Below are 20643 nucleotides of genomic sequence, written 5' to 3'. Positions count from 1 at the left end.
ATGGCCCACGAATATTCTGAAGATAAATTGATAGAGCAAACCGCCATCGACCTGTTTTTTAATCAGCTGCACTGGGATACACAGGTAGCCTATAATAAAGAAACCTATGGCGAAGGCAGCACTCTGGGCCGCCTCAACCGTAAAGAGGTAGTGCTGAAGCGCATCTTCCTGGAAAAATTGAAAACCTTTAACCCCAACCTGCCCGAGCAAGCATATGCACACGCCTGGGAAAAGCTTACCGAAGAAAGCAGCACCAAATCGCTGCACGAGATCAATTTTGAAAAACATCAGCTGATCCGTAATGGCATACAGGTAGATTATATCGACGAAAAGGGGGAGCCGGTAAAAAACAAAACACTGAAGGTGATCGACTTTGAAGCACCGGACGAAAACAACTTCCTGGCCGTGCGGCAGCTGTGGCTGCAAGGCAAAAGCGGCCGTGAACGCCGCCCTGATATCATCGGTTTTGTAAATGGCATACCCTTGCTGTTTATTGAGTTGAAGGCGGCACACCGCAAGCTGGAAAATGCATACAATGATAACTTTACTGATTATAAAGATGTAATACCCGGCTTGTTTTACTACAATGCCTTTGTAATATTGAGCAACGGTATTGAAAGCCGCATAGGCAGCATAACCGGCCGCTACCAGCACTTTCATGAATGGAAGCGCATTACCGAAGAAGAAGATGGTATTGTGGCGCTTGACCGAATTATCATAGGCGTATGCGAAAAACAACGTTTTCTCGATCTGTTTGAAAACTTTATTCTCTTCGATAACTCCATGGGCAAAATGGTAAAGCTCATTGCCCGTAACCACCAGTTTATTGGTGTCAACAAGGCAATAGCCAACATTCTGCATAAAAACGAGCAGTATAAGCAGGGACTCATCAGCCTGGAAGAAAAGCAAAAGCTGGGCGTGTTCTGGCATACCCAGGGCAGCGGCAAATCCTATTCCATGGTATTTTTGCCCAGAAAATACACCATAAGTTCACCGGTAGCTATACCTTTCTTATTGTTACCGACCGCAATGAGCTCGACACTCAAATATATGGCACTTTTAGCGGTGTAGGAGCCGTACCACAGATAAAAGCGGGCGCTAAAGACAGCCTCAAAGCCAATAGCGGCCATCACTTGCAGCAACTGCTCCGCTCAGAGCATCGCTACCTGTTTACACTCATCCACAAATTCAATTTCCGAGAGGAAATCACCCAGCGGGATAATATTATTGTGCTATCCGACGAGGCACACCGCAGTCAGGGCGGCAACCTGGCACTTAACCTGCGCAATGCCTTACCCAATGCCTCATTCATAGGCTTTACCGGTACTCCTTTGTTTAAAGACGATGAGATTACCCGTCGCATTTTCGGCGACTATGTATCGCGCTACGATTTTAAACGCAGTGTGGACGATGGCGCCACCGTACCCTTGTATTATGAAAACCGGGGTGAATACCTGGGCCTGAAAAATCCCGTTATTAACGAACAGATACGGGCCATAATAGATGCCGAAAGCGAAGACCTGGACAGCGACCAGCGTAGCCGCGTAGAGCAGCTATTTGCCCGGGAGTATCCCATACTCACCGCACATAAGCGGCTGGATGCGATTGCCAAAGATGTGGTATGGCATTTTTGCAACCGGGGCTACAAAGGCAAAGGTATGTTTATAGCGCTGGATAAACTGACGGCGGTAAAAATGCACGACCTTATTACAGCACACTGGAACCAGTATATAGCCACACTGGAAAAGATATAGCCAAAGGCAAATACGGCGACCAGGAGCTGCTGGAAAAAAGCCGGGAGCTGCAATGGATCAAAGAAACCGAAATATGCGTAGTAGTAAGCCCGGAGCAGAACGAAATTCAGAAATTCCGGCAATGGGATCTTGATATAGAACCACACCGCGAAAAGATGAATACCCAGGACCTGGAAACCCGGTTCAAGGAAGAAAATGATCCCTTTCGCCTGGTGATTGTGTGCGCCATGTGGATTACCGGCTTTGACGTGCCCAGCCTGTCCACTCTTTATCTTGATAAGCCCCTCAAATCGCATACCCTGATGCAGGCCATTGCCCGTGCCAACCGCATCAACGAGGGTAAGAACAACGGCCTTATTGTAGATTATATCGAAACCTATACTGCCCTGCTGGATGCCCTGGCTATATATGGTACTGGCGATCAGGCATCGGGTAAGGGCAATGAAGAAAAAGAAAGACCACCACTGGAGCCTAATAGTGAGTTGCTGCTGCTGTTGGAAGAAGCTCTGTCTGTCACCGAAGCCTTTCTGCTTGATGAAGTAAATTACGACTTGTATGAGCTGATCAACACTACCGACGGTTTATTGAAACTTGTCGCCATAGAGCGGGCATTAAATGCAGTATATACCAACGATGAAACCAAGCGCAAGTTCCAGGTACTGGCCCGCGAAGTTTTTCGCAAGTACAAAGCCCTGCAGCCGCATAAGTTACTGAATGCATTTCGTCCCCGCAGGGATGCCATCAACGTGATCTACACCGCCATTGACGATAATGTGGAGAGCGCCGATGTAGCTGAAATTATGAAAAAGATACAGGCAGTGGTAGATGAATCGATTGAGAACATTGTATCGGAGCCGGATGAAGATGAAGGAAAAATAATAGACCTCAGCGGGTTGAACTTTGAGTTGCTGGAACAATATTTCAACAAACTACAACATAAAAATATGGCGGTTCAATCGTTAAAAGACAAAGTAGAGCATCGGCTGAAACAAATGATCGACCGTAATCCGCTTACGATTGATTACTACCAGCGCTACCAGCAAATTATAGACGCATATAACCTCGGTAAAGACGAAGCCGTGATCAGGGAAACCTTTCGCAAACTGGTAGAGCTGGTAAATGCTTATACACATGAAGAGGCCGAAACCAAGCGAGAAGGGCTTACTGATGAGCAGAAGGCTATATTCGACATCCTGCGCCACGGTAAACAATTGGAAGAAAAAGATAAGAAGGCGATTAAGAAAATAGCCATAGATCTTTTGGAAGATCTTAAACAAGAAAAGCTGAAAATAGAGCAGTGGGCCGAAAAATCGGTGACGGCCGCCGCAGTATTTAATACCGTAAACAAAACCCTGTTTGAGGCCCTACCCTATCCCACTTACCAAACCGACGATATCGACCTGAAAACAAACCTGGTATATGAACACCTTAAAACGCGCTACTGGGGCGGCGGAGCCAGCATATATGGAGCCTATTAGTGTGATGCGCTGCGTATAGATGACTTTCCAGGCTTTTATTTCAAATAATTTTTATGGCAATTTAGAAAAAGCTGGATAAGTATTACCTTATGTTTGATTCCGTCACTATTGTAGATACATCGGGCATAGAACATATTGGTCTTGTTGAATTAAGAAACGAAATGCCTTTTTCCTCAATTCCAGTTGCCGACCGGATTACCAATGTGGTTTTCTCAAAACCTTCCACACATAACTAGATTGATTGTAAATATTACACTTTAAGGTATATATGAAAGACTGGTTTATAACGAATTACTGCCGAAGTGTTAAAGTATCCAATACAATATGACCCTGCAGTTGTATGAGGTCTTGGGCATTATATTCATGCAGCTTCAGCACTTTACTGCCCGATTGTAAAAAGCGTGCAATAGCCTTTGCGGGATAAGTATAATAACTGAGTATATTGCCAAAATTGCCTTTATAGGCGGCCCTAAGCTCATGGGCAGCCGACTCGTAAGCTTCTTCTGTAATATCTTTACGGCTTAAGCAATATGCGATCTTTATACCGGTACTGCGCTGCGCTACAGGATATGGACTTATAACCTTGATGCAGGTAATACGATCGGGAAACCGGGTAGATTCGTTTACCTCCCGGGCACGGGCAAGCAATGCATCCAGGTGCCGGTTTATGGTATCAGCTTTAAATTCCCTAACCAATACGCTATGAGCTAATACCCTGCCCCGCATCGAGATCTGCCAGTAACCTTGCCCTATAGCCGATGGCTCTATATAGCCCTGGGCTTCGAGATAATCCAGCAGTTGGGCGGTTTCTTTTTGCTTCCATTTTAGCAGCGGCATTATGCTGCGCACCGAAATAAATTTATCTGCTGTCTTTCGTAATAAGGTACGTATGCGTTTTTTATTTATCATTATCTTTGCAGCTATGGAAAATGCTATAGAATTAATTGCAGGGTTCCTGCTTAGCCTCCTCTCCAGTTCTGTTTATGATTTACTGGTACAATTTCTAAAAAATAAGCATTTTTCCAATAAAACAGGACTCGAACCTAACCTACCGCACATTCTATCATTTAAGTCTGTTAATCAATACTTTATCGTTTTAAATTTTAATCTTTAGGTATATAGTCCGATGTAATTCCAGGTCAATTAATTATTGTAAAGACAATAAAATATTGATAATCAATTGAATAAATGTAAATTTAGTTAAAAATTCTACAGACTGTTTGTATCAGAAAAAACAAATTTATATATTTATATGGCAATCAATAAGCTAAATGAACGATTCGTTATCCCTGGCACATTTTCTATATGTACGCATAAAGCAAACTATAGCACAAAAGCAATATATCAAATGCGTTAGTATAGGATATAGTTATGAGGAAAATTATGGGAATGAATACATAAGCGTTACTTACGATGTAAAAGTAAATGATGCTTATTGGGCAATACCCTCTTTAAATGAGCGGGAGTTTATGTTTGAAGGCAGCCCCAATTATACCTTCACTTTATCTACCAACACCAGCAGGTACGAATATAAAAGAGGATCAAAATTATTATTGCTGCTGGAGTTTCGGAGTATTTATGAAAGTCTTACAGCCAATGCCATACTACAATTGGAAGATGCATTGGACCCTGGTACAGCCATAAAAGTACAGGACATTAGTAAATGGCCACACGCAAATTATGCGGCTAAAGATATACGTGCTGCTTTACAGGACAGGGGCAATGGCTTTAAGTTGGATCGTTTTGAAACCGATACATGGCAATGGGCCAGGCTGCACCGGCTGGCCCGGCAGACGCGAAAAATATATATAGCCGAAAGAACCCGCTTTAAGCTAACGGACACTCTGCTACAACAGTTGTCGGCCATAACCTTAACGGATATACACTCCCTGTTACTAAAGTATGATGTACCCATACACATTAATGGTTTGCATACAATTGATGAAGTGCATGTACATACCGCTAAACTTGCTGAAGCCCTAAAGCAGGAGTTGGCGACCACAGGTTACCGATACCTTGATGAAGCGGTGATCCGCAGGTTAATAGCTTACCTGTATGATCATTTTTTAATAGATCAAAAAAACGAAATACTACACCAGCAGCAAGCAGTCTTTTTAAACAATTTACTAATACAGCAGAACGATATTGTAGAATTAAAAGACGGGTGACTGGTGCAGGCAAATACTATATTGCTGGACTACAACCAGGCTGTACATATCGGGTATACCATTTTAAAGAATAACCTGGAGGTGGGTGAACGGACACGTACAATAAGCCTCGACCGGGTTGCGTACCTTCTGAAAGAAAAAGATTTCTTGCAATACCTGGCCAATAATTCCATTAAGCGTCTTTCTCTTTTGCAGCGTTGGATGGAAAAAGAAAAGTACCGGTAAAAGCAGTAGCGTTTAAGCCGGATCTGTTGCATAAAGATGGATGATGCAAGACCGTATTAGCGCTATTATGGGTCTGTACTATACCCTGGGTGTGCCCCTTGCTCCACTTGTTTATTGTGTATTGGCGGGCCTCACGCATTTAGTTAACACTCAAAAATTAAAATCGGTCTACTGTAATACGCCGTAAATTCAACATTATGGCGAACTTGAAAAAGTTACCAAAATTTGGTAACTTTACATAAAAAAGAAAACGTTATGGGACGTAACACATCAGTATCATTGGGTGATTACTTTGAAGATTTTGTTGAACACAGTATAGCAGCAGGCAGGTATAGCAATGCCAGTGAAGTTATAAGGGCGGGGCTGCGATTGCTGGAAGAAGAAGAAAACAAGGTACAGGCGCTTAAAAAAGCCATTGAAGAAGGCATTAATAGCGGCGTTGCTAAAAATTTTGATGCAAAAAAACATTTGGCCCACTTAAAATCTGCGAAGAGAAAGAATGGCTAAATATGTTTTAACGAATAAGGCAGTTGAAGACCTTACCCGGATTTGGGATTATACTTATGAAGTGTGGTCGGAAAACCAGGCAGATAAGTATTATGAGCTGATCATTTCGACATTTGAGGAAATAGCAGAAAACCCAGATTTGGGCAAAAGCTATGAAAAGATATCGAAAAAGATATTGGGGTTTAAAGTAGGTAAGCACATCATTTTTTACAGGATAATTAAACCCGAAGAAGTTGAAATAGTGAGAATTCTTCATTCAAGAATGGATTTGAAAAGCAGACTGAAGGAATAATTGCTGTCAATTTCTAGCTATACAAAGTAAAAAGACTATCTATGGATGGCTTCACCGCTAACACAACGCTCACCCACCACCTTGCCCTTTCGTCAATCGGCTGCACATATTTCATAGACTTTACCAGTTACAAATCTGTCTTTACCACTCGCATCAATTCTGCCAGGCTTGCAGTAAAAGGAAAGGCAGCTGCCCGGCCTCGCACATAATGGCGCAACTGTTTAAAGTTTCATTGCAGATGGATAAATTCTGGATCTTGTACAGGAGCCAGTTGCAACACCAGATAATGATCCTGGCTAGGATCAGGATAATTTTTGGCTAATAGATCTTGCTTTGAAAAAAGCCGGGGACCTTTACCCACAATTTTCCAAAGCTGGCCAGAGTGTTGTTGCCCTTTGGTGTGTAACAATAGGTATCTGGCGCTTACGGTTTCTTTGCTCAACACTAAGGCGCCAGGGCCATTGCCGGTTCTAAAGTTGTACAAATGGTTTTGCTCTATCCAAGCTAGTTGTGCTGCAGACTTGTAATACCCAATCAATACAAAGCTATCGTCGTGCAATAAATCGCGGTTGGCACCATAGGCTTCGGGCAATGCATCTTTTAAAACATGCTTTGCCTTTGGCTTTTCTTTAAAAATATCAAAGGTATGATAAGCCAGTTTTTCGCGTTGCGATGTACGATTGATAAAATGATCGATCACCGCTAAAATGAAGGCTTTGAGCGCACCGGTACCGTCGTTGGTTTTAGAGGGGCGCACCGGGAAAGCTCCTAAACCGGGTATGATTTCATGAAAGCCCTGCCTGGTCAACGCTTCGCTACCTGGATATAATATATAAGCACCTCCTGTGCGCCGGATGGCATCTTTATAGGCATGCATTTTTAATAAATCTGCATTTTTATAGAGGCCTTTGCGCTGCTCGTTCTTCTCTTGCATTAATACCGCTTCATCTAAGGTTGCCGCATATCCATTGAAGCTATCTACTTTATACTTAGCATCGAAGTGAATATGCACAATCAGTTCTTGCGCTTCTGCTTCCTGCTCTGTAATGCCTGCCGGCCAAAAGGAAAGGGTATAATCGGGCCGCATAGTCATAGTCCAGCTACCCGCGTCGGGATAATCTTTGTGACCCCTAAATGATCGATTGTAACTAAAACGGATCGCCAGTTTTCTGCCACCGGCATTATAGATGCCTTTTATGGGATAGTGTTTGCCTTGTTTTAGGCGCAGGTTAAGGCCTTCATCGGTTGGCTCTATCAATTGTCCTACATCAGTGGGGCTTAGCTGAAACGCTTCTTGAAACAGGGTAAGCAGCTTAAAGAATAGCCAGTATTCATAAAGTGTGGCTACATCTTTTTGCCACCTTGGTACACATCTTCCCCACCCTGCCATACTAGTTTGGCAGCAAGGTTAAACATCAACCAAGTGCGCAATACTTCTCTATAACCCTCTTTGCGTTGTAAAATGGGGCTATTGAGTTTTAAGGTATGAGGTTTGGAAATATTGGTAAAAAAACCGTGATGCAAAAAGGATTCTAGCTTGCGCATCAGCAACAAAGATTCCTGATACAGCTTGGTTTGATGAGCCGCCGCATAATGAATATCGGTGCAAAATTGAAGTAATGTTTCTAATACATGTTTTACAAAACGATTCTCTGGAGTGTCCACTGAATCTATTTTGCGTACAGCTTTAATCTGTTGGGGTATGGTATGCAGTCCGGCACTTTTGAACGTATACTCATCAGCAAGTGGTACGCGGTTACTTCCCTTCAACAGCTCTTTTACCTGTGCATGAGAGAGCCGCCGTATTTGTCTTACGTCTTTTGTGGCTAAAGCGTCTACCCAGCGCGTAACGGGTTCGGTAACGATTTTATTAATAGCTGCTGCAAATTCATCTGTATCAATAACCGACTGTATAAAGGCAAATTTCTGGTATAGCGTTTGGCTGTCTTTACTATAATCTACCTCAAAATAATGGACCGCCGGTGCATTGGATTGCAGCAATAAATCAGTACATTTTTCGGTAATAAATGCCAGCATATCGCGATAATCATCACGGTAGCTAGATTTTATAGATTGTACCTCTAAGGCTACCTGGCTAACAGCAGCTGTCTGCTGTTGATGGTAAATAGGGATATTTAAAGTGCCTACAAAAATATTGGGGGCAATAGTTCCCATATTAGGTTTCGCTTATGTGGCGTGATGATGTTTGCTCCAATATCGCCTAAGCGATAGGCCGGATGGCTCCAGGTAAAATCATAAAAGCAGCCTTCTACTAATTGAAAACGTGCTTCATTATACGCCACAGCGCTGCCCTCAGCATCAAACAATGTGTTGGGCTGGCGCGCATCCACATATAGCTGCAGCTCAGCTTCTATATGATCGAATGAAATGGCTATGGAGGATACACTTTTCATATTTAAGCTTCTGCAAAACTGGCAAATCCGTTATCTATAGCTCCTTTATACATACGTACTATTTTTTCGAGCGATAAAGGATATAACACCTGCTTCTGGTTATAATTGTAGTCTTCCAACTCAAATATATCCTTTTCGATATGGCTAATTTTATCGACATTTTTAGAATTTTCAACGCACAGCTTACCTAAAGCAATCAGCACAGGACAAAGCTTGCGGCGCGAGCCGTGTAGCTTGGGCAGTAGTTTTTGCATAATAGCTATGTCTAATTGCTCATTTAAAGTGAGCGCGCTATTAATGGTGCCGAGTTGATACAATAAATGCAACATTTCTGTAGCGCTTCTATAGCCAAACTCAGCGCCAAGTTTTCTTAACTCCTTAAAGAACTGGAGCAGGGTTTTATGAACCTGCGCTGCTTTCCGGGGCAATTGTTTCCTACATAAATCCGCTGTGTTTTACACCAAAAAGCCTGTATTTTATGTACCTTTAGGCTTGCATAATCTAATTTGAAAAAACTAAATTTGCTCCTATGACAACACATACTGCTATGCCGAACCATAAAGTACACGAAGGCCGCAACATTAAACGTTTCCGCGAGATGCTGGGTATAAAACAAGATGCCCTGGCTTTTGACCTCAACATGAGCCAGCAGGCCGTATCCCTGCTTGAGCAGAAGGAAACGATTGATACTCCCCTACTTCAAAAATATCTGCCCTATTGAAAATACCTGTAGAGGCGATCCAGAATTTTGATGAAGAGCAGGCGGTGAATGTAATCGCGAATACTTTTAATAAAGAGGCTATGATTGGAACATCAGTAGTTGCTACAATCAATAACAATCCCATTGATGAACTAATGAAGCTACATGAGGAGAAAATGGCTCTTTATGAAAGAATGATAAAAGCACAAGATGAAATGATTGCCAGATATGAGCAGTTGATAAATAACAGGTAGTTTTTATTTTGGGCGTGCCCCTGCCCTATTTGTTGTTGATATTTTAGTGGGCAGGGTCGGGCTACTGTGGGGTGCGCTGCGCTTCCGTGCTTTGCACCGGCTCCTTGCAGTCGCCGCCCGCCGTATCCCTCACGCGGATGTAATATTCTCCAATAGTAATCCAATATCTTAAGTTAACAATAATGAAAACAAAGGGCTTTTTCAGGCATACATATTTTAATACTTATTATTATGCCAATATTGTCAATAATGTTTTGTCCGGCGACGCTGAGCTCCTGGGCTTCATAAGTAACTTTTTCGCCGATGAAGGCATATTATATAAACTGGCAGAACCGTTTCAAAAAAAAAGTGCATTTCATGTATTCATTCAGCATATTGTAGGTGAATTTTTTGACAATGATATGCACGAGCACGATGAACGTGATTTTAAGTATTGTCAATTACACGCCCGTGATAAGTTCACTCCCTACGCGGTACATGCGTTAGACGATTATAATATGGAAAACTACCTGGATGGAGAAGAGTTCAAGACCTATGATGATGTTGAAAAGTATCATGAAGAACTTTATTTGACTGGCATATTATGGGATTTATACGAAAAAATTGCAGACGAAATTTTCTACCTGATGTTTAATAACCGCAAAATATTGTTATTATTTAATGATATGATAGCACAGCGCATGGATCGTATAAACTTAGTAGATTTTGACGAAGAAGAATATGAACAAGCTGCAAAGTATTTTACAAAAGCAGGTATCCTTAAACGGGTGCATATACCGGAATGGTGCAAGAAAGCTGTTTATTTCAGGGATCGCGGCAGGTGCTGCTTATGTCACAAAGACCTATCAGGGATCGTCTCTATGAATAATAAAAACCATTACGATCATATTATGCCCCTTGCGCAGGGCGGCTTAAATGATGTAGCAAATATTCAATTACTTTGTGACAGTTGTAATACAAGTAAAGGGGCAAGAAGCATCGTAACATCTGAACTTTATGAAAGCTGGTTTTAATTACATATTGTAAATGCCGCTAAATTCGGTATCATCTAAGTATATTTTGCAATCAGAAATAGAAGAATGCTTCTTGTCAATAATAACTATTGCAGATTGCTCTATTAAAAAGTAGGGTTTTCCAGTATTGATTTGTTTGTGAGGTTGAATTAGCTTTGTGGCTCAGGATCAAAAGCTGTTACTACAACAGCTCATAAGTAAAAAACAGTAACAAAAAACGGGGAAAACCCCGGTTTTTAACGAAAAATGAAAAGTATTTTTGTATTGTTAAGAAAAATACTGTAGTAAAAGAATAATAAAATTACTGAAATTTGCAAACTATTGTGTATAAAATAGTTAAATTTAGTAATACATTTGGACCGAATGAAAAAACGACTAAAAACGGCAATAATCTTCCGCTCAGCGGGCTTAAAGCAGTAGATTTTTTCTGCGGCGGTGGCGGCATGAGTTATGGTATGAAGATGGCCGGAATTAATGTTCTGGCCGGTATAGATTACGAAGAACAGTGTAGAGAAACATATGAATCAAATATAGATGGTGCTCAGTTTATTCTGGCCAATGTTTTTGAGTTGAAAGAGCAGCAACTTCAAAAAAACTAGGACTAAAAGAAACGACGATGAGTTGATACTCATCGGTTGTAGCCCCTGCCAGTTTTGGAGTATCATAAACACTGACAAGAAAAAATCAAGTGAATCTAAAAACTTATTGATCGAATTCAGAAGGTTTGTAGAATATTTCAGACCAGGCTTTGTTGTGGTAGAAAATGTACCTGGTGTATTGCGGCAAAAAGAAGAAAGCGGACTGGCAGGATTTATACATTGGCTCGAAACAGAAGGCTATAAAAGTGCATTTTGATGTTCACAATGTTTGCGATTACGGTGTACCTCAAAGCAGAAAAAGATTTACACTGGTTGCCAACCGGGTTATCGACGAAGCTATTTTTCCTGCTAAACTAAATTCGAAACCGATAACGGTGTCTGATGTACTCGGTGAGCAAAATGGTTTTCCGAAGATTTCGCACGGTCATAAAGATACTACTCCTTTTATACATACGGTACAAAAGATAAGTAGTATTAATGCTGAAAGATTACAATATATAAAAAAGACGGGGTACCAGATTTGGCTTCGCCAATATAGAGCACTTGCAATTAAAGTGTTTTATAGGCAGAGACGATTCTTTTAAAGATACTTACGGCAGACTTTGGTGGAACAGACCATCACCTACGATTACAACCAAGTTTTTCAGTATTTCCAATGGCAGATTTATACACCCGGAAGAAGACAGACCGTTATCATTGAGAGAAGGTGCCACTTTGCAATCCTTTCCTAAAACATATAAATTTTATGGTCCCAGCATTGCTTCTATAGCACGCCTTATTGGTAATGCCGTTCCACCCGAATATGCCAGACATATAGGTATGGCTATAAAAAAACATGCAAATGCAATTTAGAACGAAAGCCCGGGCTGTTGATTTATTGGGAAAAGGACAAATTGCCGATTTACCTACTGCCATTACAGAATTATGGAAAAACGGTTATGATGCTTATGCCGATAGCCTGAGAGCTGATTTATACAAAGAAGGTTACAAAGGACTTTCAAAAACTTACTTCGCCATTTCTGATGACGGTAAAGGAATGTCCGACACGGATATCTTAGATAAATGGCTGGTGCTGGGAACAGACTCAAAGTCCAGGGCGGAACTGGAGCAGGAGTCTGAAGATACGCTGTGGAAAAAGCCCCGTATTAAAGCAGGCGAAAAAGGTATAGGACGCTTGTCTGTAGCCTATTTAGGCAACCCTATGCTGATGCTGACTAAGAAAATGGGCTATCCTTTGCAAGCAGTATATTTTGATTGGAGGTTGTTAGAAAATTATAATTTATTTCTGGACGACATTGTTATTCCTATTCAATCTGTCGAAAATATCGAGTTATTAGAAACAGCATTTTCTAAATTGAAGCGGATGTTTTTGTCAAACTTTGATAAAGAGTCTGACGCAGATGGTAACCCGATTTGGGAAGACAAACAAATAGATTTAAAATCGGTTATTATTTCAGAGACGAAAAATACAATATTAGAAGAACCTGTTTTAAACCATATATCTTCTTTTTTCACTCAGATGACGCACACGGAACTATGTTCTTGATTTTTGACCCTATTAATCAAATCATAGAGCTTTCAGAAAAAGATGATGATAATAGAGATGAAAAAATGTTTGTGCTCACCAGTTTATCAGGCTTTACAAATCCGTTTAAAGAGAAAACAATACACATTTCTACTATTATAAATATTCACACTGAATCTGAACAATATGATTTACTTACTTCATCTGGCAATTTTTTCACGAGAAGCGATTTTGACTTAGCAGATGTTTTTATAAATGGGAAATTTGATGGCAAGGGAGGGTTTAAAGGACAAATAAGAATTTATGACCAAATCATAGATTACGATTATTTGAACCCGAGGCAAAGAAAATCATCGTCCTTCTACGGTGAAATTCCTATTGAATTAGGCTACTCTCAAGGTGAAGAAAAATCATCACTTCTTACAGAGCAACAGTTCGCAGGGTTAAAAGCAAAAGCCACTTTATATGGTGGATTATATATTTATAGAGATGAATTTAGAGTGCTGCCTTATGGGAGGTACAATGCAGATTTTCTAAATTTTGAAGAGAGGCGATCCAAAAGGGCGGGAACTTATTATTTTTCCTACAGAAGAATGTTTGGCTACCTTGGACTCGAAAGAGATAAAAATCCAAAGCTAATAGATAAATCAAGTCGCGAAGGTTTAATTGCCAATACCCAGTATCAATCTTTCGTAAATGATGTTATTGGTTTTTTTGTAACACTAGCGCAAGACTATTTTGCTACTGAAGCCAAAGAATCACTTTTTCTGGATAAGAAGAAACAAATTAACGCTCAAAATGAGGCTTTACAAGCCGATAAAGCCAGAGAAAAGGCGGAAAAAATTGCATTTACCAAATCATTGACCAGTTATCCGCAAAGGTTAGAAGAACATCAAACAAAATATGAACACCTGCTGACTACACTGGATGAAAAACTGAATAACATTAATATCACCTACTCGGAGGTTGAAGATATTTTGGACGAAATTCAAAAACTAGATTTAGAGTTTAAAGGTTTGGTCCCGAAAGTTCCTAAGCGATATAAACCTACGGAGACCCAAAAAGAACGATTGTATAAATTTGAAAGCCGCCTTAATAATTATATTGAATTGGTAACCCCCGAAGAGAAGCATTAAATAAAAAGGCGCAGGACAAACTGGAGATCAGGGATTTAAAGATCGATTTTACCAAAAAATATAACGGGTATATTTCAGCCCTGGAAAAATCACTTAATGAATACCGGCAACAGCTAGATGAAAAATCTGATTCTTTAATGAAGGATTACAGAGAACGGGCAAAACGTCTAAGTAACTCACTTTCTGAAAATAAAGAAAAAACGCTTAATACTATAGTCTCTAAAGAGCAGGTGGGCCAATTCACCAATGAGGTAGAAAACCTGTACAGCACACTACTAGCAGAAGCGGAAAAAACATTGTTTCCGCTGGTAGAACATATTAAGCGATTATCCTTTGATATTGATGAAGAGCAAGTTCAAGGTGCTTATAAAGCACAGTATGAGCAAATGAAATATCAATGGGAACAAACAAGAGATACAGCTCAATTGGGTATTGCTGTTGAAATTATTGACCATGAGTTTAACCAGCTGTACGCAAAAATAAATAATCAATTAGGCGTGTTACGTGAAAATAATGAGGTCAATTCGATTTCAGAGTTTAATTTTTTAGAAAGAAATTTTAAACAATTAGAAGATAAATATGCACTATTATCACCTTTATATCGGATATCCGGCGCATTGGTAAAAGATATTGCGGGAAACACTATTTATAATTACTTACTTGATTTTTTGAAAATCAAATAAAAGAATACGATATACAATTTGAAGTATCTGACGATTTCAAAAACCATTCTATCAGTATTAAAGAACCTGTAATTCACACCGTATTTATAAACATTATCAATAACGCAATTTATTGGATGCGCAATAAAGAACAACGCATCATTAAGCTTGATTATTTGCCTGATAGTAAGGAAATCGTTATTGCTAATTCGGGAGAAAAGATACCCGATTATAGACTTGATAAAATATGTGACCTTTTCTATTCTCAGCGTCCTAACGGCAGAGGTATCGGACTTTATTTATCGAAACAAAGTTTAAACGAAGCCGGCCTGGATATTTATGCAACTAATGATAAAACCTATAACTCTTTAAACGGAGCATGCTTCGTGATAAACCAAACTATTGAAGGAAATGTATAGTGATAAAGCATTTGCCATATTAAATTCATCTATAAATTCTGCTGTTTTTATTGATGATAAAGCTAAAGATTTTTATTCCGGAACCCCGATTGACACAGGTGTAGTAGAAGAAAAATTATCGGGGGCATTGTTTAAAACATTCAAAGAGAATGGAAAAAGCCTGCTAGTTCATAAGTTTCAAAAAGAGCAGATAACAGATAATTCTTTGATAAATTATTTGTTTACAGGAAAAGATTTGATACTATTAGATTGGGAGCTGAATGACAATGATGGACAACAATATTCATTAGAACTACTTGCGAAATCCATAGAAGCGCCATACATTAATTTTTGCTGCATTTACTCAAGGGCGGCAAATTTTGATAAGATACCTCTCTATTTAACAGCATACTTTTCTGGTTTGCAAAAAGACGAAATTGAAAATATAAAGAATACCTATGCTCATGTAACAATAGAAGAAATTGCAGAATTTCAGAGAAACCCTAGCAATAGTATTGATTCATTTTTTGAAGATAATCAGATAGTCTTAGATGAATTTCCTATTGAAAGGTTTAGAGATAAGTCGAAAAACATAGTACTTGATCTAATTAACATTTCTCTTGACTACGAAAAGTACTTTTTCAAAAAGAAAATTATATTAACCACGAAGTAATTTATTCAGGAGAAGATTCTTTTATTATAAATAATACTTTTGTTCTGGCTATAAAAAAGGAAGAAGGCGATTCCGACTATAGTCATTTAATTAGAAGGATATCAGATCAGGTAATAAAGAATAAAAGCAGTTTTTTTCAATTGCTAGGACTGGAAATGCAATCCGTATTTAACAAAAATGAACGCTTTATTGATGAAACAATTTTAAAATCTTCCACAGAAGCACTTTTTCAATTCAGAAATCATATTAAGGATGATAAAACATTTGGAATTATTGTCAAGAAACTTTTGTTAGAGCAAGCAACTCTAAAATTAAGAACGGCAAAACTAGAATTATTGAAAGAAGACTTTTTAAACTTTAAAAGTGTAGAATTAGAAAAAAAGCACCGACAGTTGAAGACTTATTTCAGTTGAACGTCTTTTACAATGCTGTTTCTGTAAAAAGTTTAAATTCGGAAGATATACCAAATTTAAATTTCGGAGATGTTTTTCAAGGCTCAGGAGAAGACTATTATCTATGCATAACAGCTTTGTGTGATTGTTATTACCCAAACAAAATTGAATCAAATTTTTACTTTGCAAAAGGTAAAGAGTTTCCGGATGTGGAAACTGCATTGCGATTAGGCGACACTGCATTTCTGAGTTTTCTGCCTAACAATAAAGTAGTACAATGGGGGATGCAGAGATTGTAAAGAAGGGGAAAATTAAAAAACAGGACGGAGAAACAGATGAGCAATTTTATAATAGAAAGCTAGAGGCAGAATTAAGAGCTTACAAGTCTTTTCTTTATAAACCCTTTTATATTAAACCTAAAGTTTACAACGTCGAAAGAAACAAGCTTATAGATAACAAAATCAGAATTTGGGATATAACTAATAAGTTTACTAAAGAACAAATTGATCAAAATCTTAATTATTTTGATGTTAAGTATATAACTACATTACGCAATGATTATGCTCAAAGGATAGCGAACCATGCATTCGGTCACCCTTCAAGAGTAGGCGTTGATTTTGTGAAGATTTAGTCATGTTTGAAATAGGTAATAAATATACCAAACGGGATATCTACAAGATTCTTGATGTACCTCCAGAAAGACAAAGAGGTGCCTGGGATAAAGGGTACAGAGAATATGAAGGAAATTATTTCATTTTCTCCAATGTAGGCATTCCTGGTAGAACGGGCCATGACTACAATAACTATTGGGATGGAGACTTGTTTGTATGGGAAGGTGCTACAACATCCCATTTAAAACAACCCCAAATAGATGCAATGCTTCATCCTGCCGAAGAGCAGAAAATATTCTTGTTTACACGTACAGAAGATAAGGCACCCTTTGTATTTGAAGGAAATGTAGTTGCAAAAGAATACCAAAATACAACGCCGGTTAAAGTTGTTTGGAAATTTGAAAATTATCCATATAATTTATTAGAAGAACCTACTTACTCTGGGCTGTCCAAAAATACACATTTGCGAGAAGGTACCACTTCGAAAATTTCAGTAAATAAGTATGAGCGTAATCCGCTGGCAAGAAGAATGTGTATAGCATATCATGGTGCATTGTGTAAGGTTTGCCAATTCGACTTCTATTTAATATATGGCGATATTGGGAAAGGATATATTCATGTACATCATATAATTCCTATATCTTCTATTGGAAAGGAATATGTATTTAATCCCGAGCAAGATTTAATTCCAGTCTGTCCTAATTGTCATTCCATAATCCACAAAAGAAAACCCATATTTAGTATTGAGGAATTGAAGGGAATTGTAGAGGAAAGAAGAATAACTTGTAGAAGTTAAGACTTAATCTGACAGTTGGGGTTAATTTAGAGTAACGACAAACTAAATTAATAACCCCCAAAAGTCAGATTATGAATTCTGCAACTAAGTTAATCAAATCCAGAGTTGGCTTACTCAATTTAGCCGAACAATTGAACAATGTGACTCGTGCCTGTAAATTAATGGGTACTAGCCGTGACAGTTTTTACCGTCTTAAACAACTCTATGAGACTGGAGGAGAAGAGGCTCTCAGAGAAATAAGTCGCCGTAAACCCATTCCCAAAAATCGTGTAGACCCAGCAGTTGAGAATGCTGTTGTTAAAATGGCATTCGATTTTCCAGCCTATGGCCAATCCAGAGCTTCCAATGAACTTCGCAAGCAGGGTATTTTTATTTCAGCAGCTGGCGTTCGTTGTGTGTGGCAACGGCATGATCTGGAGATTTTTGAAAAACGTCTCAAGGCTCTGGAGGCTCGCGTAGCTCAGGACGGTTTGATCCTTACGGAAGCCCAGGTTATAGCGATGGAACGGAAAAAAGAAAAGCAAGAAGCCCATGGGGAAATTGAAACGGAGCATCCTGGTTATCTAGGTTCCCAGGACACCTATTATGTTGGCACAATTAAAGGTGTAGGTAGGATTTATCAACAAACCTTCATTGACACCTATAGCCGGGTAGCTTTTGCTAAGCTTTTTATACAAGCAAACATGCTATTACATCGGCAGATATTCTCAATGATAAAGTTCTTCCATTCTTTGACGAACATGAAATACCAATGCTCAGAATACTTACTGATAGAGGAACTGAGTTTAACGGAAGACCCGAAAATCATGAGTATGAATTATATCTACAGATTGAAGGTATAGATCACAGCAAAACGAAAGTGCGCCATCCCCAAAGTAATGGAATTTGCGAACGCTTACACCGTACCATGCAGGATGAGTTCTATGCAATCGCCTTCCGAAGAAAGCTCTACCAGGATCTTCAAACTTTACAAAATGATCTGGACGAGTGGCTGGACCATTACAACAATGAGCGACCTCACAGTGGCAGATTTTGCTTTGGTAAAACTCCACTGCAAACTTTTAAAGAATCGCTTACCTTAGCCAAACAAAAACTGCTGGATCAAGTGAGTCCAGCAGCCTAATTAATTTAATCTGTATCCCTTTTGAAAATTTAAAAATTAGCCCCCTGACTGTACGATCAAGTACTAACTATTACAAAATTTTTAACTTCTAAGCTGAAATACAATGTCCTGAAGCGTCTCTTGCAATTTTGCCTTTTTAAGGCTACAACCCCAAATAACTAACACTTTCCACCCTCTTGCTTCAAGGGTATTTATCGCTTTACAATCGTTGCTAATATTGCCGTTAATTTTATTAAACCACCATTCTGTTTTAGTCTGAGGAAGCGCAGCATATTTACAATCTTCATGTCCATGCCAAAAACAACCGTGAACGAAGATTACAGTTTTATATTTAGGCAAAACAATATCCGGCTTTCCGGGCAATTTTTTATCATGTAATCTATAACGGAAGCCTTGTGCGAAAAGGAATTTGCGAACCAACATTTCAGGTTTGGTATCTTTGCCCTTAACCTGGCTCATATTATAACTTCGCGTTGCTTTATCATGTACGTCTGCCATCCTGGTTCACAAGTTAATTCTACAAAAGTAACTTTTAGTATGTTTTTTTCTGCTAAACTTGTGTGTGTGATAATGTTTCCCGCGTGAGGGATAGCAGCGCGTAGCCCATAGCCATGGCCCTTAGCCGGGGCGAGGACTACAAGCGGATAGCCCGGCCCCGGTATGGGGTTTGGGAGCAGCGCTTTATTACATTCGCGAAGGCTATAAGGTGTACCTTGCTGCACTTTTGCCCCATCGGCCCATACCGGGGGTACGCCCTCAAAGAAAAAATAAAAATAAAAGTACTGCCGCCTCCTCGCCGCTGCCCCTGGTACCCGCTTTTTGAATCAATGAGGCACATCAAATTTAAATGCTAATTTTGTTAGTATATGATGCAGCGATCCGCAGTGCAGACTTACTTCCCTACATAACGGCCAGGTGCCCTTGAAGCCTTATCATTTTTAGACAGGTCTAAGTTAGACAAATTGGTGATTGTTCATTTAAAATATATGATTGTTGGAGCAAATGGTTGATCAGGGTTCTGCTGTTGCCGTTCAGTCATATGTTTTAAATGAAGTGCCGGCAGGGCCGACTGATGGGCCTTTGCCGGCGTTTGATTGTTTAACGATTGATGCGGCATTAGGTGGTTAGCCATGCTGCCACTCATCGTTGAGTATTCTGAGTTCCTCTAATGATTCAAACAAATACGCATCTAGCACATCTTCTGTATGTTCTGTTTAATCTTTCTATATAGTATTTTGCATCGGCTTGCCGGGTTGTATGTATTTAATAATTATTGATCGATCACTGCACCATTCACTAAAAAGCTTTTCCGGTGAACTCTGGCCCATTGTCTACTCTTACTTGAAGAGGCTTTCTCTTCTGCAGTGATCTGCTCCAGTATCCTCAGTTACTTCTGACCGGTGATAGAATAATCGTACCATACTGCAAGTGACTCTCTCGTACAGTCATCCACCACCTTAAATATGCGCAATTTTCTACCGCTCACCAGGCTATCAGACATGAAGTCCATACTGTAACTTTGGTTGGGCAGTAATTGCTTTTGAAGCGGTTCTTTGATTCGTGAGGAAGCCTTTTCTTATGCCTTCTGCGCCTGCACAGGTTCATCTCACGATACACGTAGCACGGCTTCTGGCCCATTTGTTTCCCTTCAATGCGGATGATCGCATAGTACTTATCAAAACCTCGTGTTGGAAAACGATCCGCCAAAGAACTAAGCTTATCGATAATGGCGCCTATCATCCTTACCACTTCGATAATACCAAAGAGAGCGTTGCAAATGAATTACTCTGCAAGCCCTGCCAACACTAATGGATTGTTCTTATCATAGATTCCTGCCAGCTCTCGTTTTTGACAGGGCTTTATAACTTTTTTTTCGATAATGTGTTTGGCAAGCTGATGATCAAGCATCAACTCTGCATACAT

At 39.6% G+C, this 20643-nt stretch carries 27 protein-coding genes and 2 pseudogenes; 22 read left to right on the top strand and 7 right to left on the bottom strand.

Translation table 11 applies throughout. The annotated features are described in order from the left end of the window. Together MKP07_RS43090 and MKP07_RS28475 are read left to right on the top strand one after the other, a co-directional pair. Positions 1-1754 (top strand): annotated as a pseudogene (locus MKP07_RS43090) (type I restriction endonuclease subunit R). Between the two features lie 155 nt (positions 1755-1909). After that, a complete protein-coding gene (locus MKP07_RS28475) occupies positions 1910-3232 on the top strand; it encodes a type I restriction enzyme subunit R domain-containing protein (RefSeq protein ID WP_240851180.1) in 1323 nt (440 codons plus the stop codon). Between the two features lie 291 nt (positions 3233-3523). Here MKP07_RS28475 and MKP07_RS28470 read toward each other — a convergent pair whose 3' ends face one another. Then, on the bottom strand, positions 3524-4081 hold the full coding sequence (locus MKP07_RS28470) for a hypothetical protein (protein ID WP_240851178.1): 558 nt from the start codon (positions 4079-4081) through the stop codon (positions 3524-3526). Positions 4082-4503: 422 nt separating this feature from the next. Here MKP07_RS28470 and MKP07_RS28465 point away from each other — a divergent pair, with 422 nt between their 5' ends. From MKP07_RS28465 to MKP07_RS28450, 4 genes are all read left to right on the top strand, one after another. Further along, positions 4504-5400, top strand: coding sequence for a hypothetical protein (locus MKP07_RS28465; RefSeq protein WP_240851176.1), 897 nt, complete (start codon positions 4504-4506; stop codon positions 5398-5400). A gap of 3 nt (positions 5401-5403) precedes the next feature. Continuing rightward, complete coding sequence (locus MKP07_RS28460) at positions 5404-5625, top strand: hypothetical protein (protein WP_240851174.1); 222 nt, start codon at positions 5404-5406, stop codon at positions 5623-5625. A gap of 255 nt (positions 5626-5880) precedes the next feature. Continuing rightward, entirely contained in the window at positions 5881-6132 is a 252-nt protein-coding gene (locus tag MKP07_RS28455) for a type II toxin-antitoxin system ParD family antitoxin (protein ID WP_240851172.1), read from the top strand. Next, positions 6125-6424, top strand: coding sequence for a type II toxin-antitoxin system RelE/ParE family toxin (locus MKP07_RS28450; RefSeq protein ID WP_240851171.1), 300 nt, complete (start codon positions 6125-6127; stop codon positions 6422-6424). Before MKP07_RS28455 ends, MKP07_RS28450 begins: the two co-directional genes overlap by 8 nt. A 229-nt stretch (positions 6425-6653) precedes the next feature. Here the strand turns inward: MKP07_RS28450 and MKP07_RS28445 are convergent, their stop codons facing one another. From MKP07_RS28445 to MKP07_RS28430, 4 genes are read right to left on the bottom strand one after another with little or no spacing between them, the layout of a single operon-like run. Beyond that, a complete protein-coding gene (locus MKP07_RS28445) occupies positions 6654-7814 on the bottom strand; it encodes a nuclease domain-containing protein (RefSeq protein WP_240851170.1) in 1161 nt (386 codons plus the stop codon). Beyond that, a complete protein-coding gene (locus MKP07_RS28440) occupies positions 7769-8599 on the bottom strand; it encodes a DUF2357 domain-containing protein (protein WP_240851169.1) in 831 nt (276 codons plus the stop codon). The genes MKP07_RS28445 and MKP07_RS28440 overlap by 46 nt, the downstream gene beginning before the upstream one ends. Beyond that, complete coding sequence (locus MKP07_RS28435; protein ID WP_240851168.1) at positions 8569-8838, bottom strand: hypothetical protein; 270 nt, start codon at positions 8836-8838, stop codon at positions 8569-8571. The genes MKP07_RS28440 and MKP07_RS28435 overlap by 31 nt, the downstream gene beginning before the upstream one ends. Positions 8839-8840: 2 nt before the next feature. Continuing rightward, positions 8841-9266 (bottom strand): hypothetical protein, encoded by a 426-nt coding sequence (locus MKP07_RS28430; RefSeq protein ID WP_240851167.1) that lies wholly within the window; start codon positions 9264-9266, stop codon positions 8841-8843. Between the two features lie 101 nt (positions 9267-9367). On the opposite strand from MKP07_RS28430, the gene MKP07_RS28425 reads away from it, so the two are divergent. The 16 genes and pseudogenes from MKP07_RS28425 (at position 9368) to MKP07_RS28360 (ending at position 18720) form a co-directional block, all read left to right on the top strand. Beyond that, positions 9368-9559, top strand: a complete 192-nt coding sequence (locus MKP07_RS28425; protein ID WP_240851164.1) for a helix-turn-helix domain-containing protein — start codon at positions 9368-9370, stop codon at positions 9557-9559. Then, on the top strand, positions 9556-9792 hold the full coding sequence (locus MKP07_RS28420; RefSeq protein ID WP_240850588.1) for a hypothetical protein: 237 nt from the start codon (positions 9556-9558) through the stop codon (positions 9790-9792). Before MKP07_RS28425 ends, MKP07_RS28420 begins: the two co-directional genes overlap by 4 nt. A 182-nt stretch (positions 9793-9974) precedes the next feature. Then, positions 9975-10805, top strand: coding sequence for an HNH endonuclease (locus tag MKP07_RS28415; protein ID WP_240851163.1), 831 nt, complete (start codon positions 9975-9977; stop codon positions 10803-10805). A 311-nt stretch (positions 10806-11116) separates the two neighbouring features. Continuing rightward, positions 11117-11404, top strand: coding sequence for a DNA cytosine methyltransferase (locus MKP07_RS39865; RefSeq protein ID WP_262919981.1), 288 nt, complete (start codon positions 11117-11119; stop codon positions 11402-11404). A 22-nt stretch (positions 11405-11426) separates the two neighbouring features. Beyond that, entirely contained in the window at positions 11427-11660 is a 234-nt protein-coding gene (locus MKP07_RS39860; protein WP_262919980.1) for a DNA cytosine methyltransferase, read from the top strand. Then, complete coding sequence (locus tag MKP07_RS43085; RefSeq protein WP_394803712.1) at positions 11569-11988, top strand: DNA cytosine methyltransferase; 420 nt, start codon at positions 11569-11571, stop codon at positions 11986-11988. Before MKP07_RS39860 ends, MKP07_RS43085 begins: the two co-directional genes overlap by 92 nt. Then, positions 11948-12256, top strand: a complete 309-nt coding sequence (locus tag MKP07_RS39855) for a DNA cytosine methyltransferase (protein WP_262919979.1) — start codon at positions 11948-11950, stop codon at positions 12254-12256. Before MKP07_RS43085 ends, MKP07_RS39855 begins: the two co-directional genes overlap by 41 nt. Further along, positions 12246-12950 (top strand): ATP-binding protein, encoded by a 705-nt coding sequence (locus MKP07_RS28400; protein WP_240851160.1) that lies wholly within the window; start codon positions 12246-12248, stop codon positions 12948-12950. Before MKP07_RS39855 ends, MKP07_RS28400 begins: the two co-directional genes overlap by 11 nt. Then, complete coding sequence (locus MKP07_RS28395) at positions 12941-14065, top strand: hypothetical protein (protein WP_240850584.1); 1125 nt, start codon at positions 12941-12943, stop codon at positions 14063-14065. The genes MKP07_RS28400 and MKP07_RS28395 overlap by 10 nt, the downstream gene beginning before the upstream one ends. Positions 14066-14202: 137 nt before the next feature. Next, the gene (locus MKP07_RS28390; RefSeq protein ID WP_240851159.1) at positions 14203-14748 is read left to right on the top strand and encodes a hypothetical protein; all 546 of its coding nucleotides are present in this window, start codon (positions 14203-14205) and stop codon (positions 14746-14748) included. Further along, positions 14745-15146 carry an ATP-binding protein gene (locus tag MKP07_RS28385; RefSeq protein ID WP_317236121.1) on the top strand — a complete coding sequence of 134 codons (402 nt, stop codon included), beginning with the start codon at positions 14745-14747 and terminating at the stop codon, positions 15144-15146. Before MKP07_RS28390 ends, MKP07_RS28385 begins: the two co-directional genes overlap by 4 nt. Continuing rightward, positions 15139-15798, top strand: coding sequence for a response regulator receiver domain (locus tag MKP07_RS28380; protein WP_240851112.1), 660 nt, complete (start codon positions 15139-15141; stop codon positions 15796-15798). Before MKP07_RS28385 ends, MKP07_RS28380 begins: the two co-directional genes overlap by 8 nt. A 140-nt stretch (positions 15799-15938) precedes the next feature. Continuing rightward, the gene (locus tag MKP07_RS28375; RefSeq protein ID WP_240851157.1) at positions 15939-16211 is read left to right on the top strand and encodes a hypothetical protein; all 273 of its coding nucleotides are present in this window, start codon (positions 15939-15941) and stop codon (positions 16209-16211) included. 256 nt (positions 16212-16467) lie between these two features. Beyond that, complete coding sequence (locus tag MKP07_RS28370) at positions 16468-16821, top strand: hypothetical protein (protein ID WP_240850579.1); 354 nt, start codon at positions 16468-16470, stop codon at positions 16819-16821. Positions 16822-16823: 2 nt separating this feature from the next. Then, positions 16824-17597: an HNH endonuclease gene (locus MKP07_RS28365; RefSeq protein ID WP_240850578.1), complete on the top strand. Its 774-nt coding sequence runs from the start codon at positions 16824-16826 to the stop codon at positions 17595-17597. Between the two features lie 71 nt (positions 17598-17668). Next, positions 17669-18720, top strand: a pseudogene (locus tag MKP07_RS28360) (IS481 family transposase). Positions 18721-18801: 81 nt separating this feature from the next. Here the strand turns inward: MKP07_RS28360 and MKP07_RS28355 are convergent. Then, on the bottom strand, positions 18802-19218 hold the full coding sequence (locus tag MKP07_RS28355; protein ID WP_262919524.1) for a very short patch repair endonuclease: 417 nt from the start codon (positions 19216-19218) through the stop codon (positions 18802-18804). Between the two features lie 889 nt (positions 19219-20107). Next, positions 20108-20230 (bottom strand): hypothetical protein, encoded by a 123-nt coding sequence (locus MKP07_RS39850; protein ID WP_262919978.1) that lies wholly within the window; start codon positions 20228-20230, stop codon positions 20108-20110. Between the last annotated feature and the right edge of the window lie 413 nt (positions 20231-20643).

Source organism: Paraniabella hibiscisoli (assembly GCF_022512515.1).
GTDB lineage: Bacteria > Bacteroidota > Bacteroidia > Chitinophagales > Chitinophagaceae > Niabella > Niabella hibiscisoli.
The sequence above is the reverse complement of the archived record's forward strand: the minus strand, read 5'-3'. Positions and strand labels throughout refer to the sequence as shown.